The organism is Parafilimonas sp. (assembly GCF_047606085.1).
Lineage (GTDB): Bacteria > Bacteroidota > Bacteroidia > Chitinophagales > Chitinophagaceae > Parafilimonas.
On the sequence record NZ_JASGEX010000114.1, the window covers coordinates 1 to 17,717 of the forward strand.

Here is a 17,717-nt window from a genome sequence, read left to right on the forward strand (position 1 = left end):
ATCTTTTGATAAGGGCCGGAATTGGCAAAAAGTGAAGCAGCTTACGCAAAATAGTAAATACAATCAAACCTATGCCCGCAGGCCGGTAAATGCTGATCCGGGGTTTTATGCGTTTTGGGCTGATGGGGACGGGCGGAAGCCATCACCATCCCATTTGTATTTCTGCGATAAGGAAGGCAATGTATTTATGTTGCCCGAAAAGATGGAAAGCGATGTAATGAAACCTGTGCCTTTATATATTTCAAAATAAATTCCATAAAAAAATCCCCCGATGCATAGGGGGATTCAATATTGTGAATGGATGATCTTAAAATTTTATTTCTTCTTCCTGCGCATCAAAGAAGTGAAATTCCGTTAAATAATAATCGGGATTGGCCTTTACGCGAATGCGGGTTTTGTATTTGCGGTTCCATTTCCAGGCAATAGAGAATATGCCTTTGGTTAAATGTGAATACAGGTAAGGATGAACGTTTATAACAAGATTTTTGTGCTGATGTGTTACGAGGTAATTAAGGCGGTTTTCAATTTCATCCACCAATAATAATGTGGGCGCCACTTTGCCGGTACCGTTACAGCACGGGCAAATTTCGGAAGTATTAATGCTCATCTCCGGCCGCATGCGCTGCCGGGTTATCTGCATCAGCCCGAATTTTGAAATAGGCAGCACGGCATGTTTCGCCCTGTCGGGCCTCATAAAACCATCCATTGCTTCCTGCAGTTTCTTCTTGTTGTCGGGAAGCTTCATGTCAATAAAATCAACCACGATAATGCCGCCAATATCGCGTAAGCGCAATTGCCTTGCTATTTCTTCGGCCGCTTCAAGGTTGGTTGCCAGCGCATTTTCTTCCTGGTTATTGCTTACACTTTTATAACCGCTGTTCACGTCAATTACATGCAGGGCTTCGGTGTGCTCAATAATCAAATAAGCGCCACTTGGAAGATTAACGGTTTTGCCAAATGCGGCTTTCACCTGTTTGGTTATGCCAAACTGATCGAAAACAGGTACGCCGTTTACGTGGTTGGTTACAATATCCGCTTTTTCGGGCGCTATTTTTTGTATGTAAGAACGGGTGTCGTTATATACATTACGGTCGTTAATAACAATGCGGTTAAAATCTTCTGTAAGCAGGTCGCGCAGAATGCTGGTTGTTTTATCCTGTTCGCTTAAAATCTTGGCTGGCGCTTTGGCGGCTTTCAGGTTTTGCTGAATGGTTTTCCAGGTTGTAATAAGCTGGGAGAGGTCTTCGTGCAGTTCGGCTGTATTTTTTCCTTCTGCGGCCGTACGTACAATCACGCCAAAATTTTTTGGCTTGATGGCATCAATAATTTTTTGAAGGCGCTTTCTTTCTTCCGAGCTGTGTATCTTTTTTGAAACCGCCACAATATCGTTAAAAGGCGTTATTACCACAAAGCGGCCCGGCAGGGAGATTTCACAACTTAATCTTGGTCCCTTTGCGGCTATAGGCTCTTTTAATATCTGTACCATTATTTCCGGTTTGCCTCTTATTACCTCGCTTATTTTGCCGGTTTTAATTATCTCCGGCTCTACCTCGAACTTTGAAAAATCCAGCACCTCATTCTCTTTTTGCTGAATAGCCTGCTGTGTAAATTTTAAAACCGAGCGGGCATAAGGGCTAAGGTCAGTATAATGCAGGAAGGCATCTTTTTCAAAGCCTACGTCAATAAAAGCCGCATTTAAACCAGGGATGAGTTTTTTTACTTTGCCAAGGTACAGGTCTCCAACCGAAAAACTGGCATCGGCCTGTTCGTGATGCAGCTCCACCAGCTTCTTGTCTTCAAGCAAGGCAATTTCAACGCCGTTGGTTGTGGCGTTAATGATCATTTCTTTGTTCACAAATTCATTCTTTATTATGCCATAATTAAATTACAAAAATACCTGTACAGCAAGCATGTACACGCAGCATGAAACACCAGGAAGGAAAGGTAAGGCAAAGGATAGGGCAATGAGCACCGGCGCAAAGGATATTCGATTGCGCCGGTGACCAAATTTATCTGTTTTTCTTTTTATGGCGGTTTTTTCTTAATCTTTTTTTACGCTTATGCGTTGCTATTTTATGACGTTTTCTTTTTTTACCACAAGGCATGTCAAATAAATTTTTGTTTTAGTGAATTTAATTATTGTAATGATTTTATTCTTTCCTCAATTTCTTTTCTGGCTTGTGGTACCTGGATGTAGTTTAAAGCATTTTTATACCATTTTGCCGCCTCTGTTTTATTGCCCGAATGTTCATAAATGCTGGCGAGGTTTAAAATAGCTTCAATATTGCCCGGTTGTTTTTTTACCACGGTTAAAAAGCGTTCGGCCGCTTTATCATATTGACCGCTTTGAATTCCGCCAAGGCCCAGCATCATTTGTGCATAAAGGTTATCAGGGTCTTTGTCTGCAATTTCCCGTATGGCAAGAATGCCTTGCATAGGATTGTCAGCAATATTACCAAACATATAACAAACGCCAACGCCGATCTTTGAAGAATCATTATTGGGATTTATTACAAGTGCCTTATCAAATAACGCTTTGGCCTGGGTGGCCAGCCATCGCTGCAGCGTGGCATCTGTTGAAGACATCATATCATCTAACAGCAAATGGGCTGCAAAGGTGAGGTTTTTTTCAGAATTTTCCAACTTGGCCGCTTCGCCGGTATAGTAAGCGCCCATCACTTCATTGTGCAGTGTGTCTGCCCAATAAGAGGCTAACTGGTGATAAACATGCATCTGCTGGTTGCGCACATCGCCACGCACAACAGCGTTTTCCAGTTGCACAAGTTTCTGAACCTGGCCGGTATCAAGGCTGGCTTTATATTTGGCAATCACATCTTCTGAAGTTAAAGCCTCGGCTGTGTCCACAGCCGCCGCGCTTCCGGGTGTGCCGGCTGTAATCTTTTTATCCGGCGCCACCGTATTGCCAAAGAAATACAGGAACATTAATAAAGCTATGCCCGACAAGGCTAAAATCCATTGTTGTTTTCGCACGAAAAATTATTAAGGCTGCAAATTTACTGTGCAGCGGGCATTTGCTTTACCTCATTCACAAATTCTTTGGAAGGCTTAAATGCAGGAATGAAGTGCTCCGGAATATGAACGGCAACATTTTTCTTAATGTTGCGCCCAATTTTAGCAGCTCTTTTTTTGGTAATAAAACTCCCAAAACCGCGGATGTAGATATTTTCTCCTTTGGCAATGTTCCCTTTTATTTCCTTGATCAGTGTTTCCACGGTTACCAGCACATCAACCTTTGGGATGCCTGTTTTATCTGATATGTTATTAATTAGATCAGATTTGCGCATGGTGATTGATTTTAAGATGAATGTAAAAACAACCCTAAATGTAAAACATTCATTTTGAAAACAAAAGGAAATTTCAACAAAAAAATTATTTAATGCCCTGCAAATCAATAACAATATATTTAAAGCGCCGGGTTAGCTTGATGGATTGGCAGGCTTGTTTTACTTTTGCGCCTTCAAAAAAAATAAGGGCAAGCAATGATTAGTGTAAGAAATGTTACGCTGGCGTATGGCAAGCGGGTTTTGTTCGATGAAGTTAACCTGAGCTTTACCAGGGGAAATTGTTATGGCATTATTGGTGCAAACGGCGCCGGCAAGTCAACTTTCTTAAAGATATTAAGCGGCGAAATTGAACCTAATAAAGGTGTGGTTGAAATTACCCCCGGCGAGCGCATGGCCGTATTAAAACAAAACCAGTTTGAGTTTGATGAACAAACTGTTTTAAATACGGTATTAATGGGCCATGCCAGGCTCTGGAAGCTGAGGCATGAACGGGAAACCATTTATGCCAAAGCTGATTTTGATGAAGAAGATGGCATGCGCGCCGCAGAACTGGAAGCGGATTTTGGAGAAATGGGCGGTTACGAAGCGGAGAGTGATGCCGCCAGTTTATTAAGCAGCCTTGGTGTTACCGAGGATTTTCACAACAGCCTGATGCAGGATATTCCGGGTAATTTAAAAGTGCGGGTACTGCTGGCGCAGGCGCTGTTTGGCAATCCCGATATATTATTACTGGATGAGCCTACCAACGGTCTGGACATTGAAACCATCGGCTGGCTGGAAAACTTTTTAGCCGGCTACGAAAATATTGTACTGGTAGTAAGCCACGACCGCCATTTTTTAGATGCGGTTTGTACGCACGTGGCCGATGTTGACCGACAGAAAATAAAAATATTTACCGGTAACTATACATTCTGGTACGAAAGCTCTCAGTTAATGAGCCGCCAGATAAATGATAAGAATAAGAAGATCGAAGAAAAGCGTGCAGCTTTGCTTGACTTCATTGCCCGTTTTTCTGCCAATGCCTCAAAAAGCAAACAGGCCACTTCGAGAAAGAAAGCCCTTGAAAAATTGAACGTTGAAGAAATACAACCGAGCAACCGTCGTTATCCCGGCATTATTTTTCAGCCTTTACGCGAAGTAGGCAACCAGATTTTAAATGTAGAAAACCTCAGCAAAAGCGTTGACGGCAGAAAGCTGTTTAATAAAGTGAGCTTCAGCGTAAACAAAGGAGAAAAAATTGCTTTCATTAGCAAAGATGCGCTGGCTGTTACCAATTTCTTTGAGATCATCAACGGCAACGAAAAAGCTGATGGCGGCAAGTTTGAATGGGGCACTACCATTACCAAAGCTTACCTGCCATTGGAAAACAGCGAATTTTTTACGGAAGGTTTAACGCTCCTCGAATGGCTACGCCAGTATGTGCCGCCGCATGTAACCGATGCGGATGAACCTTTCCTGCGGGGATTTTTAGGTAAAATGCTTTTTAGCGGCGATGATATTTTAAAGAAAACAAACGTTTTAAGCGGTGGCGAAAAAGTGCGCTGCATGATCAGCCGCATGATGCTGCAGAACCCTAACTTAATTACGCTCGACCAGCCCACCAATCATCTTGACCTGGAAAGCATACAGGCATTCAATGAAGGCTGCCAGGTTTTCCCGGGTATTGTATTGATTACTTCGCATGACCATACATTTATGCAAACTGTTGCCAACCGCATTATAGAGCTTACGCCTAACGGCACCATTGACCGTCTGATGAATTTTGATGAGTATATGGAAGATGCCAGAGTGCATGCATTGCGGGAAGAGATGTATAAGTAAATCGTGTAAAGATTAGAAGGCCCGGACAATTTCAGGCCTTTAATTTTTCTTGTAAAAACGCTGCTCTGCGAAGTCTCCGGACCATAAGTGTTCGAAACCATTTTCTTAAAGCCTTATAGAGGCTTAACGTGTGTACAATGCTGCTCGTAATGTTTCTTTACCGTTCCATTGGAACGGAACGTTTACACGTACCACACCTACGGTGTGGAAATCCCCCTGGCACAATTATTTCTACACACGTGGGCGATCATACGGATCGCGGATCCGCTAATGCAGGTTTCGAACACTTGTGGTCTCCGGGCTTTGCAAGCAATAATTTTTTATTCGAGCGAAATAACATATTCCTGCATCGGGTCAAAGCCTCTGACTTTTTGTATTAATTTGCCTCATGCTTTCAAAGCTTGTTATACAGAACTATGCGATCATAGATTCCATCGAAATAAATTTTTCTGATCACTTCAATATTATCACCGGCAATTACAGTTTTTGCCTTTATTATAATACCTTATTGTTTAGCAGGTTTTATTTAACTTTGGACTATGTTAGGCCTTACTATACATAGCAGTACAAATACAAATGAGTTGCAGATTTTCATTCCTGATGAATTAAAAGGCGTAGATCTTCAGATAATTATTTTGCCTGCATCGCAAGTTCAAAATCAGCAAATAGAATTTTTCAGCGAAGCTGAACTTCAGAAATTAGCTGAAGCCAATCTAAGCGCTTCCTTACCGGATAATGAAGACTATACGAAATGGTAGGCGAAATATATTTAGCAAACATTTATTTTACTAATGCTGCCGCATCTAAAGTGCGGCCAGTTTTATTATTGAAATCAAATAGCTTTGGCGATGTCTTGTATTTGCCGCTTACAAGCAATACAAATACGAAAGGCATAAGCATTAACAATACTCATTTAAAAGATGGGTATTTGCCTAAAGTTTCAGTTATTGTATATGAAAAAATTGGTGTAATAGCACAATTGTTGTTAATTAGAAAAATAGCCACACTTAATCAAAATACTTACAAACAGATTATGGCCGAATTGGTGCGTTTCCTGCAACATTAGAACTGGTCTCTAATGCGCTCTGCGAAGTTAGGAGACTTCGCAGCCTTATGCGCAAAGTCTCTGACTTTTTATATTAATTTGCCCCATGCTTTCAAAGCTTGTTATACAAAACTATGCGATCATAGATTCCATCGAAATAAATTTTTCTGATCACTTCAATATTATCACCGGCGAAACCGGCGCCGGTAAAAGTATTCTGGTGGGCGCTCTAAGCCTGATTTTAGGTGAGCGTGCTGATTCGTCCTCTTTATTAAACAAAGAAAAAAAATGTTTTGTTGAAGGCCTTTTTAACGTGGAAAAACGAAAAAATGTTTTAAAATTTTTAAGTGATAATGATTTTGGTGAAGATGATGAACTGGTATTGCGGCGTGAAATTGCTACAAATGGAAAATCGAGAGGTTTTATAAACGATACGCCTGCCAATCTGCAGCAGTTAAAACAACTGGCTTCCATGCTGGTTGACCTGCATCAGCAGTTTGATACGCTTGAATTAGGCGATAGTGATTTTCAGCGCGAAGTATTAGACGTGCTTGCTGAAAATGAAACGGTGCTTACTGAATATACCGGCCTGTATAATGCATGGAAGGAAACGCAGCAGCAATTGGAAACGTTAACGGCATCAAAAAATAATTTTCAGAAAGAGCTTGATTATAACCGGTTTTTATTTGATGAATTGCACCAAGCCAGCTTCAGCGAAAACGAACTGGAAGATTTGGATAATGAATTGCAGCTATTAAGCAATGCGGAAGAAATTAAAAAAGCCTTGGAAGCTTCGGTATATGAATTAAAAGAAAGTGAGCAACCCATTGTTCAAACATTAAAACAACTGGTAAATAAATTAGGCGCTTTTGCTTCTTTCAATTCAAATCTTGAAGAAATAATTAAACGTCTGCAAAGCGCGCAGATTGAACTGGCCGACATAAGCAATGAACTGGAAAGTTTAAACAGCGATGTAAATTATGATGAGCAGCGCATCAGTTTTATCAGTGACCGGTTGGCCGTTGGTTATAAGCTGCAGAAAAAGCATGGCGTTCAGTCAACGAATGAATTGCTTGATATTAAAAAAGAACTGCAGCAAAAATTGGATGCGGTTTTAAATATGGATGAAGCCATCACTTCAGCTCAAAATACCTTCAACCGGCAATTAAAGCAGCTTGAAACATTAGCGGAAACACTATCAGCCAAAAGAAAAAAAGTGGTGGATGCATTTGAAAAAAATGTAAATACTTTACTGGCACAGGTGGGCATGCCCAATGCAAAAATTAAAGTGTCTGTAAAGGATGCTGCCCTGCACCTCTTTGGAAAAAATATAATTGAGTTTTTATTTGATGCCAACAAAAGCAACCGTTTTGAGCCCTTGCGTAAGGTGGCCAGTGGTGGTGAATTAAGCAGGCTGATGCTTTGCATAAAATCGCTGGTGGCAGAAAAAATAAACCTGCCCACTTTAATATTTGATGAAATTGATACCGGCATTTCCGGCGAGGCAGCAAAACAGGTGGGCGTAATTTTAAAGCAACTGGCAAAGCAAAGGCAGGTGATTTCCATCACCCACCAGCCACAGATTGCCGGCAAAGCCGATGCCCATTTTTATGTATATAAGCAGGTTAAAAATGATGCGGTTAATACAAATATCCGCGAATTAAATAAAGATGAGCGCATACAGGCAATTGCCCGGATGCTCTCCGGCGAAAAGCCAACTGCCGCCGCTGTTGAAAATGCGAAAGAAATGATAACTAATTAAACAGGACGGCATTAATCATAAAAAACCATCAATTTTTCCTGCCTTTTGCCGCTTAAACCAAAGTTTATCCCTAAAACTAACATCTGTTAACAATTAATTTTCTTATCTTGACACGCTTGTCTGCTATTGCTAAAAAATTATTAATAATTTAAACTGATATTCTGTAAAAGTACATGCCTATGGCAAGTAATTACGGGTTATACGACCCTTCTTTCGACCGCGACTCATGCGGTATTGGGTTTGTTGCTGATATTAAGGGTAACAAAAGCCACCAAACAATTTCTGACGCGCTTACCGTATTGGAAAACATGGAGCATCGCGGGGCTTGCGGATGTGAAAATAATACCGGCGATGGGGCTGGTATTATGATACAGGTGCCGCATGCATTCCTTAGGGAAGAATGCCCTAAGCTTGGTTTTAATTTGCCGGAATACGGCAAATACGGTGTAGGCGTAATTTTCTTTCCAAAAGACCAGGTGCATTATGAAGAAGCGCGTAAACTGTTTCTGAAATGTGCCGATGAGCTGAACCTTAAAGTGCTTGGTTACAGGAAGGTTCCGGTAGATGATACGGAAATCGGTTTTGGTGCATTAAGCGTAGAGCCGCATATTGAGCATGTTTTTATTCGTTGCCCCAATCATATTCATGACCCCGAGGCATTCGAAAGAAAGCTTTTTATATTACGTAATTACGCTTCTCATGTTATCAATAAAGCTATTGGCAGCGATGAGGTTGGTTTTTATATAGCATCGCTTTCTCATAAAACAATTGTATATAAAGGCCAGCTTACCAGCGGCCAGGTGCGCCATTATTTTACTGACCTTACCAATCCAAAACTGGTCAGCGCATTTGGGCTGGTGCATTCACGCTTTGCCACCAATACTTTTCCTTCATGGAAACTGGCACAGCCATTCCGTTATATGGCACATAACGGTGAAATCAATACTTTGCAGGGTAATTTAAACTGGCTGCGTTCCAGCAATAAGTCATTTACCTCGCCTTATTTTACGCCGGAGGAAATGAATTTATTGTTGCCCATCGTATCAAGAGACCAGTCAGATTCTGCCTGCCTGGACAACATGATAGAGCTGCTTACGCTTTGCGGCCGCTCGCTGCCGCATGTAATGATGATGCTTATTCCCGAAGCATGGGACCAGGATGAAAAAATGGATGCCGCCAAAAAAGCATTCTATGAATTTCATTCCGCTTTCATGGAACCCTGGGATGGCCCCGCTTCCATATCATTTACCAATGGAGAAATAATTGGCGCAACTTTAGACCGCAATGGCCTTCGGCCATCCCGTTATTGCGTTACATCAGACGGGCGTGTAATAATGGGCTCAGAAACCGGCGTTTTGCCGGTTGACCAATCATTGGTCATTGAAAAGGGAAGATTGCAGCCGGGAAAAATGTTTGTGGTTGATATGAAGCAAGGCCGGATTATAAGCGATGAAGAACTGAAACAGGAAATTTGTTCGCAGCAACCGTATGGTGACTGGCTGAATAAGTATAAGATACGTTTGGAAGAACTGCCTGAGCCCAGGATCACTTTTTCGCAGTTAAAGCACGATCAGGTCTTCAAATACCAGAAAGCATTTGGTTATACTACCGAAGAGCTTGATAACATCATTATGCCTATGGCGATTGATGGAAAAGAACCTATTGGCTCAATGGGAACCGATATTCCATTAGCTATTTTAAGCGATCAGCCGCAGCATTTAAGCTCTTATTTCAAACAGTTATTTGCACAGGTAACCAATCCGCCAATAGACCCCATCCGCGAAAGGCTGGTTATGTCGTTGCGCACATTTGTAGGCAATATCGGAAATATACTGGTAGAAAACCCGATGGCCTGTCACAGCGTTTCTTTAAAACAGCCGGTGCTCACCGATTATGAACTGGAGCAGATACGCAGTATTGATACCGGCATGTTCCAGGCAAAAACATTGCAGTGTTATTTCCGGGCCGATGGCAACCCCGGCTCAATGGAGGCCGGCCTGAAAAGGCTATGCCGTTATGCGGAAGACGCCGTAAATGACGATTTTAAAGTATTGATATTGCAGGATAGGGCCATAGATTCGGAACATGCATCTATTCCTTCCCTGCTGGCAACTTCTGCGGTGCACCATCATTTAACCAAAAAAGGATTGCGTGGCAATGTGGGCATTATTGTAGAAGCCGGCGATGTGTGGGAAGTGCATCATTTCGCCTGTTTAATTGGCTTTGGCGCCACGGCCATTAATCCTTACCTCGCACTGGCATCTATAAGAGATTTGCGCGAATGCGGAAAAATCTCCAGCGAGTTATCTGATGAGCAGCTTAAGAAAAATTATATAAAAGCTGTTAACGACGGTTTATTGAAAGTATTCTCCAAAATGGGTATTTCAACCCTGCAATCTTACCAGGGCGCCCAGATTTTTGAGATACTTGGCATTAATAAAGCTGTGGTTGACGAATATTTCACCAATGCCATTTCCCGAATAGAAGGCATGGGCCTTGATGAAATTGCAACTGAAGTATTGGCTAAACATTTTTATGCTTTCAGCAAGAAAGAGAATTTAAGCGACAGGTTGCCCGTAGGCGGCGTTTATCAATGGAGGGCAAGGGGAGAATTCCATTTATTCAATCCCACCACCATTCACCTGCTGCAGTATTCAACAAGGAAGAATGATTACAGCCTGTTTAAAAAATATTCAGCCGCTGTTAACGACCAAAGTGAAAAGGCCTGCACACTGCGTAGCCTTTTCAAATTCAAAAAAAACAGGCCGTCTGTTTCTATTGATGAAGTAGAGCCTGCGGAAAATATTTACAGACGTTTTGCTACAGGTGCCATGAGCTTTGGCTCTATTTCGTGGGAGGCGCATACCACACTGGCCATTGCCATGAACCGCCTTGGCGGCAAAAGCAATACCGGCGAAGGCGGCGAAGATGATGTGCGTTACACGCCATTGCCCAACGGCGATTTCATGCGCAGCGCTATCAAGCAAATTGCCTCTGCCCGCTTTGGCGTTACCAGTTATTATTTAACGGAGGCCGATGAGTTGCAGATCAAGATGGCGCAGGGCGCCAAGCCCGGCGAAGGCGGGCAGTTGCCCGGCCATAAAGTGGATAAATGGATCGGCCGCATCCGTCACGCAACACCAGGTGTGGGTTTGATTTCCCCGCCGCCGCATCACGACATTTATTCCATTGAAGACCTGGCGCAGTTAATATTTGATTTGAAGAATGCCAACCGCAAGGCAAGGGTAAATGTAAAGCTGGTGAGTAAAGCTGGTGTGGGCACCATTGCCACCGGGGTCACAAAAGCCAAAGCCGATGTGGTGCTTATTGCCGGCCATGATGGCGGCACAGGCGCTTCGCCGGTCAGCTCTATCAGGCATACCGGTTTGCCCTGGGAGCTGGGTTTGGCGGAAACCCATCAAACACTGGTACAAAATAAGTTGCGCGACAGGGTGGTGGTACAGGCTGATGGGCAGATGAAGACAGGCCGCGATATTGCTATCGCTGCTTTATTGGGCGCTGAGGAATGGGGCGTTGCAACGGCTGCCCTGGTAGTGGAAGGTTGTATCATGATGCGTAAATGCCATCTGAATACCTGTCCGGTGGGTGTAGCCACACAGGATGAAGGTCTGCGCAAGATGTTTACCGGCGACCCGGAACACGTAATCAATTTCTTCAAATTCATTACGCAGGAATTAAGGGAAATTATGGCGGAACTTGGTTTTAGAACGGTGAATGAAATGATAGGACAGGCAGATTGCCTTGAAATGCGGGATAACATTGCCCACTGGAAGTTCAAAAATATTGATGCATCAGCTATACTCTTCAAGGCGCCGGCGCCTTTAAATGCGGCCGTGTATTGCAGCGAAAGCCAGGACGATGTGCTGGAGGGCGTGCTCGACTGGAAGCTGCTGGAAAAAGCACAGCCGGCCATTCAGAAAAAGGAAAAAGTATATGCAGCGTTTGATATAAAGAACACAGACCGTACCACTGGCACCATCGTTTCCAACGAAATAACCAAGGTGTATAAAGCTGCAGGCTTGCCGGCAGATACTATTCATTTTAAATTTAAGGGAACGGCCGGCCAGAGTTTTGGCGCCTTCAATACAAAAGGCGTAACGCTTGAACTGGAAGGCGATGCCAACGATTATTTTGGAAAAGGCCTGAGCGGCGCCAGGCTGATCGTTTACCCTGCACGGGAAGCCACTTACGTTCCGGAAGAAAATATCATCATCGGCAACGTGGCGCTTTATGGTGCAACGGATGGTGAAGTCTTCATTCGCGGTAAAGCAGGCGAACGTTTCTGTGTAAGAAATTCAGGCGCTTCTGTGGTGGTGGAAGGTGTGGGCGACCATGGCTGTGAATACATGACCGGCGGCGTTGCAGTGATATTAGGTAGTACCGGTAAAAATTTTGCTGCGGGCATGAGCGGCGGTATTGCATTTGTGTATGATGTAAATGGAAAATTTGCCGAAAACTGTAATGTGGAAATGATTGACCTTGATCCTGTGGATGAAAGAGACGAAAGCCTGTTAAAAGATCTTATTCATAAACATTACCTTAATACGGGAAGCACGGTTGCCAGGTTTATGCTGGAAGATTTTGATAACCAGGTAAAGAACTTTGTAAAAGTGTTTCCGAAGGATTACAAAAAAGCGCTTAGCCAGCGCATGGCGGAAGCCGAATCTGAATCAGAAACCGTAGTCAAATAAATTTTTTGATCACCAGCTTTAAATAGTTTTTCTCCTATAAAGGAAAAGTGGGCTTATGGGCAAAACAACAGGTTTTTTAGAATTTGAAAGAGAAATACCGGTAAAAGTGCCGGTGCAGGAAAGACTTAAAACGTACCATGAATTTGTGGGCCGGTTCAGTGAAACAGAATTGAATCACCAGGCCGCCCGGTGTATGAACTGCGGCGTTCCTTTTTGCCACAGCCATAGCGGATGCCCGCTTGGCAATGTGATTCCTGAATTTAATGATGCGGTTTATCGCAAAAGCTGGAAAGAAGCTTATGACATTTTAAGCACTACCAATAATTTCCCGGAGTTTACAGGCCGTATCTGCCCGGCACCCTGCGAAAGCGCCTGTGTGCTTGGCATTAATAATCCACCGGTTACTATTGAGGAAATTGAAAAGCATATTATTGAAATTGCTTTTGAAAAGGGCTTTGTTCAGCCCAAAAAAATAAATATGCGCAGCGGTAAAAGAGTGGCGGTCATCGGTTCGGGCCCTTCGGGCCTTGCGGCTGCGGCACAATTAAATTATGCAGGTCATGCTGTTACGGTTTTTGAGAGAGATGATGTGCCGGGCGGTTTATTACGTTACGGCATTCCTGATTTCAAACTGGAAAAATGGGTGATTGACAGACGGCTGAATATTTTAGAAAAAGAAGGCATTGAATTTAAATGCAATGCCAATGTGGGGGTGAATGTTCCGGTGAAAGAAATACTGAATAATTATGATGCAGTTGTTGTAGCCGGCGGCTCAACGGTTCCGAGAGATTTGCCTGTGCCCGGCCGCGATGCCAAAGGCGTTCATTTTGCGATGGAGTTTTTAAAACAGCAGAATAAATTCAATGCGGAGAAAAACCCGTTTGCCAACAGTGACATTGAAAGTAATATCTATCCGGAAATCATCAATGCCTTCAATAAAGATGTGGTGGTGATTGGTGGCGGCGATACCGGCAGCGACTGTATCGGCACATCAAAAAGGCAGGGCGCCAGGTCTGTTTTACAGATCGAATTGCTGCCGCAGCCGCCAAAGTCAAGAACGCATCACATGCCATGGCCTACCTATCCCATGCTGCTGAAAATAACTTCTTCACATGAAGAAGGCTGCGACAGGGAATGGGCTATTGCCACCAAAGAATTTTTGAAAGATGATGAAGGCAATTTAAAGGCCCTTAAAGTTATCAACCTTGAATGGCAACTGGGTGACGATGGGCGTGCTTCAGGCTTTAAAGAGGTGGCAGGCACGGAACGGGAAATTCCCTGCCAGCTGGTTTTACTGGCAATGGGTTTTGTGCATCCTCAACATAAAGGCATGCTGGAAGATTTGAAGATTGAATTAGATGAAAGAAGGAATGTGAAAGCCGACAATAAAAGCTATCAAACCAATCATAAAAAAGTGTTTGCTGCGGGTGACATGCGCCGCGGCCAATCCCTCGTGGTTTGGGCGATTAATGAAGGGAGGCAATGCGCTGAAAGCGTGGATGCATTTTTAAGCGTATAGATGCATGAATTTGCTGCCAGGGTTTCAATCTTCACTAATAAAAGACCGGGATAATAAACCAGGCAAGATTAAGCTATGCATATTGAAACACTTCGTGCGTATTGTCTTTCCAAAAAGACCGTAACAGAAGATTTTCCTTTTGGCGAAGCGACATTGGTGTTCAGGGTAAAAGGAAAAATATTTTTATTGGTTGCGCTGGATGCCGATCCTTTGCAATTCAATGCCAAATGCAACCCGGAAAAAGCAATCGAATTACGGGAAGCATATCCTGCCATCAGGCCCGGGTACCACATGAACAAGAAGCACTGGAATACGGTAGTGATTGACGGCAGCATTTCATCAACGTTTATAAAAGAAATGATTGATGATGCTTATGATCTCATTGTTCAGTCATTACCTAAGAAAGTAAGAGATGGTTTGCAAGGTTAATGTATATGCCGGTACATTGTTCAAATGAGTGATCAGTGCGTATGTCTCATCATCAAATATTGCCTGTTTTACCCACCCCTCACCTCAGTAGCTCGTTTCGTCTAACTTAACCTTTCCTTTAAACGTCCAGAATACAAAGCCTGTATAAATAAGCACCAGCGGCGTTCCTATCAAAGCAATCATTAATAATATGCCCATTGTTTTAGGCGATGATGCGGCATTGTTAATGGTGATGCTGTATGCCGGGTTGTTGCTTGCATACAGCAGGTTGGGGAATACTTCAATGGCAACCGCTATCAGCAGGCAGGCAATGGTTACAGACGAACTGATAAATGCATACCGGTATTTCGCCTTTTTTAACTGCCTTGGAATATTGGCAATAGCCAAAAACATAATCATCGGGAAAATAAAATAAGCAGGGTTGCTTCTTATCCTGTCGCTCATGTGCGGCACATACAATAATGTATAAAGTGTGGTTAACCCAAAAGAGATAATAAAAAATATCGTAAAATTTTTGGCGAGAATGGTGAGCTTGGTATATAAACGGTTCTCTGTTTTCATAGCCAGAAAAATAGCGCCATGCATCACAAACAGGGCAAGCGTAGTAATAGCTACCAGTATTGAAAAAGGATTAAAGAATGTAAGCATATTGCCGGTAAATTCCTGTTTTTCATTCAGGGGCAAACCCAGTGCAACATTGCCCAGCATTAAGCCTAATGAAAACGTAACAACAATGCAGGCGAATGAATAAATAAAGTCCCAGGTAAAGCGCCATTTTAAACCCGGCTCCTTGCTCCTGAATTCAATAGCAACAGCACGCCATATCAAACCGATTAAAAATATAAACGCAGGCAGATAAAAGGCGGAAAACACAGCCGCATAAGCAACGGGAAAACCGGCAAACAAAGCGCCGCCGCCAATTACAAGCCATACTTCATTGCCGTCCCAAACCGGGCCAATAGCATTCATGGCAATGCGCCTGCTGTTTTCTTTTTTAAGGAAAAGATGCAATGCGCCGGCGCCCAGGTCAAAGCCATCCAGGATAGCATAGCCCGTAATGATAGCGCCAAAAACAAGAAACCACCAGGTATTATAATCAATGCCCAGGAACATGTTTATTTATTTGTTGTTGTTAACATCGGGTTTTCATGAATGCCAAAATGATCATTCTCTTCCTCTTCCTGCGTATCATGCGGCTCTGGCCCTTTCTTTATTTTCCTGTTCAGCAGGTATAAAAACAACACAAACAAAGTTGCATATACCAGGGTGAACATGATAAGCGACGTTAATATTTCGTTTGACTTCACTGCTGCCGATAAAGCATCCGATGTTTTTAATAATCCATATACCACCCAGGGCTGCCTGCCCATTTCTGCTGTGAACCATCCAACCTGGTTGGCTACCTGGGGCAGCAAAACACTCCACACAAAAGCAATCAGCAGCCAGCGTTTATCAAATAATTTTCCTCTCTTCCACTGCCAGCATGCATATATAGTAAGAAAGATAGAGGCAACGCCAATAATGATCATGATATGATAAAACTGGAAGATGGCATTCACCTGCGTGGGCCTTTCATCGGGCTTAATGCCATTAAGCCCTGTTACCGGTTTTGAAAAATCTTTATGCACCAGAAAGCTTAAACCACCGGGAATACTTGCTCCATAGGTCTTTTGTTTCCCGTTATCAACCCATCCAAACAAATACATGGGCGCAATTGCGCTGCTATCAAAATGGCCTTCCATAGCCGCCAGCTTTGCAGGCTGGTTTCTGGCAACACCTTCAGCGCTTATGCTGCCTGCAATTAATTGTGCGATTGAAAAAAATGTAGCTACCGCCAGCGCAATTTTAAATGCAGGCCTGGCAATAGCAAGATGTTTTTGTGTTAAAATGTAATAGGCGTTCACGCTCAGCACGAGAAAAGCGCCGGCAAGGAAAGCGCCAAACCACACATGCGTTAAACGTTCAACACTCGAAGGATTAAACACCATGGCCCAGAAATCCGTTATCTCTGCACGGGCATTCAATCCTTCGCCCACAATATGAAAACCTGCCGGTGTTTGCTGCCAGCTATTGGCCACAACGATCCAGACAGCACTGAACAAAGAGCCAAAAAAAACCATGATGGTTGAAATAAAATGCACGGTTGCGCTTACACGGTTCCAGCCAAAAATCAATATGCCCAAAAAACCGCTTTCAATGGCAAAAGCAAAAATGCCTTCTGCCGCCAGTGCGCTTCCAAAAACATCGCCCACATATTTTGAGTAGGTTGCCCAGTTTGTGCCAAACTCAAACTCCATGATGATGCCGGTAGCAACCCCCAGCCCGAATATCAGCGCGAATATCTTTATCCAGAAGCGCGTCATGTCTTTATATGCCTGCCGCTTCGTTTTAATATAGAGGCCTTCCATTATAACCAATATCAAGCCTAAGCCAATACTTAAGGGTGGATAAATATAATGAAAGGAAATGGTAAATGCGAATTGTATGCGTGCAAGTATTTCGGTGCTCATGATAAATTGTAAAGCTTATAGATGAGATGCACTGATGCCCTGCAAAAGTATTAACTGGCAGGCTACTTGCGCACATTAATTCGAATTATATTAATCGAGGTGACGGCTATGTTATATGCCCTTGCAGGGAAAAAGACGGATGCTTTATATTCGTTGCCGGTAAGGCTGACCGTACAGCCCATTTGGCGCGTATCAAAAAATGAATTGCATGAAAAAGAAATTGTCACAAACAGAAAGGGAAGAATTACTCCAAATATTAACTGCCCGTTTTGAGAAAAACATGAACCGCCATAAAGGGCTGGTATGGAATGAAATTAAAACCAGGCTTGAAATGAGCCCCGGCAAATTGTGGTCGCTTAATCAAATGGAAAAACAGGCGGCGAATCAATCAGACGTGACAGATTATGATAAAGATACAGGCGAATATATTTTCTACGATTGTCATCAGGGCAAACGCATCTAAAAATTTTCTTTAAAGACAGTTTTGGCAAGAAAGTCATCATTGAGGGCAGATAGCAGCCTTTTCTTTTTAATGCTTGTTTTTTTGCTGGCATTATTCTTCAGCAGATTGATAGCTATTTTGGTAATGATGCCGAAGTTTTCTGCAGCATTGC

13 protein-coding genes and 1 pseudogene are annotated in these 17,717 nt (G+C 43.0%); 9 read left to right on the top strand and 5 right to left on the bottom strand.

All coding sequences use genetic code 11. The features are described from left to right. A pseudogene (locus QM629_RS09920) lies at positions 1-250 on the top strand (hypothetical protein); the annotation flags it as partial. Positions 251-307: 57 nt separating this feature from the next. On the opposite strand, the gene QM629_RS09925 reads toward QM629_RS09920, so the two are convergent. The 3 genes from QM629_RS09925 to QM629_RS09935 all read right to left on the bottom strand — a co-directional run bounded on the left by QM629_RS09925 (position 308) and on the right by QM629_RS09935 (position 3,305). Next, positions 308-1,855, bottom strand: a complete 1,548-nt coding sequence (locus tag QM629_RS09925) for an Rne/Rng family ribonuclease (RefSeq protein WP_415159705.1) — start codon at positions 1,853-1,855, stop codon at positions 308-310. 281 nt (positions 1,856-2,136) lie between these two features. Then, complete coding sequence (locus QM629_RS09930; RefSeq protein WP_415159707.1) at positions 2,137-2,991, bottom strand: tetratricopeptide repeat protein; 855 nt, start codon at positions 2,989-2,991, stop codon at positions 2,137-2,139. A 23-nt stretch (positions 2,992-3,014) separates the two neighbouring features. Continuing rightward, a complete protein-coding gene (locus QM629_RS09935; RefSeq protein WP_415159709.1) occupies positions 3,015-3,305 on the bottom strand; it encodes an HU family DNA-binding protein in 291 nt (96 codons plus the stop codon). A gap of 195 nt (positions 3,306-3,500) precedes the next feature. Between QM629_RS09935 and QM629_RS09940 the strand changes: the two genes are divergently transcribed. From QM629_RS09940 to QM629_RS09970, 7 genes are all read left to right on the top strand, one after another. Further along, complete coding sequence (locus tag QM629_RS09940) at positions 3,501-5,126, top strand: ABC-F family ATP-binding cassette domain-containing protein (RefSeq protein ID WP_415159710.1); 1,626 nt, start codon at positions 3,501-3,503, stop codon at positions 5,124-5,126. Positions 5,127-5,665: 539 nt separating this feature from the next. Continuing rightward, the gene (locus tag QM629_RS09945) at positions 5,666-5,884 is read left to right on the top strand and encodes a hypothetical protein (protein WP_415159711.1); all 219 of its coding nucleotides are present in this window, start codon (positions 5,666-5,668) and stop codon (positions 5,882-5,884) included. Beyond that, positions 5,878-6,192 carry a type II toxin-antitoxin system PemK/MazF family toxin gene (locus tag QM629_RS09950; RefSeq protein ID WP_415159712.1) on the top strand — a complete coding sequence of 105 codons (315 nt, stop codon included), beginning with the start codon at positions 5,878-5,880 and terminating at the stop codon, positions 6,190-6,192. The genes QM629_RS09945 and QM629_RS09950 overlap by 7 nt, the downstream gene beginning before the upstream one ends. A gap of 85 nt (positions 6,193-6,277) precedes the next feature. Next, positions 6,278-7,933 carry a DNA repair protein RecN gene (recN, locus tag QM629_RS09955; protein ID WP_415159713.1) on the top strand — a complete coding sequence of 552 codons (1,656 nt, stop codon included), beginning with the start codon at positions 6,278-6,280 and terminating at the stop codon, positions 7,931-7,933. Positions 7,934-8,112: 179 nt separating this feature from the next. After that, positions 8,113-12,645 carry a glutamate synthase large subunit gene (gene gltB / locus QM629_RS09960; RefSeq protein ID WP_415159714.1) on the top strand — a complete coding sequence of 1,511 codons (4,533 nt, stop codon included), beginning with the start codon at positions 8,113-8,115 and terminating at the stop codon, positions 12,643-12,645. A gap of 55 nt (positions 12,646-12,700) precedes the next feature. Further along, positions 12,701-14,164 (top strand): glutamate synthase subunit beta, encoded by a 1,464-nt coding sequence (locus tag QM629_RS09965; RefSeq protein ID WP_415159715.1) that lies wholly within the window; start codon positions 12,701-12,703, stop codon positions 14,162-14,164. Positions 14,165-14,239: 75 nt separating this feature from the next. Continuing rightward, positions 14,240-14,593, top strand: a complete 354-nt coding sequence (locus QM629_RS09970; RefSeq protein WP_415159716.1) for an MmcQ/YjbR family DNA-binding protein — start codon at positions 14,240-14,242, stop codon at positions 14,591-14,593. 84 nt (positions 14,594-14,677) lie between these two features. Here QM629_RS09970 and cydB read toward each other — a convergent pair whose 3' ends face one another. Continuing rightward, a complete protein-coding gene (gene cydB, locus QM629_RS09975) occupies positions 14,678-15,706 on the bottom strand; it encodes a cytochrome d ubiquinol oxidase subunit II (RefSeq protein ID WP_415159717.1) in 1,029 nt (342 codons plus the stop codon). 2 nt (positions 15,707-15,708) lie between these two features. Continuing rightward, positions 15,709-17,103, bottom strand: coding sequence for a cytochrome ubiquinol oxidase subunit I (locus tag QM629_RS09980; RefSeq protein WP_415159718.1), 1,395 nt, complete (start codon positions 17,101-17,103; stop codon positions 15,709-15,711). A gap of 208 nt (positions 17,104-17,311) precedes the next feature. On the opposite strand from QM629_RS09980, the gene QM629_RS09985 reads away from it, so the two are divergent. Further along, the gene (locus QM629_RS09985) at positions 17,312-17,566 is read left to right on the top strand and encodes a DUF4256 domain-containing protein (protein WP_415159719.1); all 255 of its coding nucleotides are present in this window, start codon (positions 17,312-17,314) and stop codon (positions 17,564-17,566) included. The last annotated feature ends 151 nt before the right edge of the window (positions 17,567-17,717 follow it).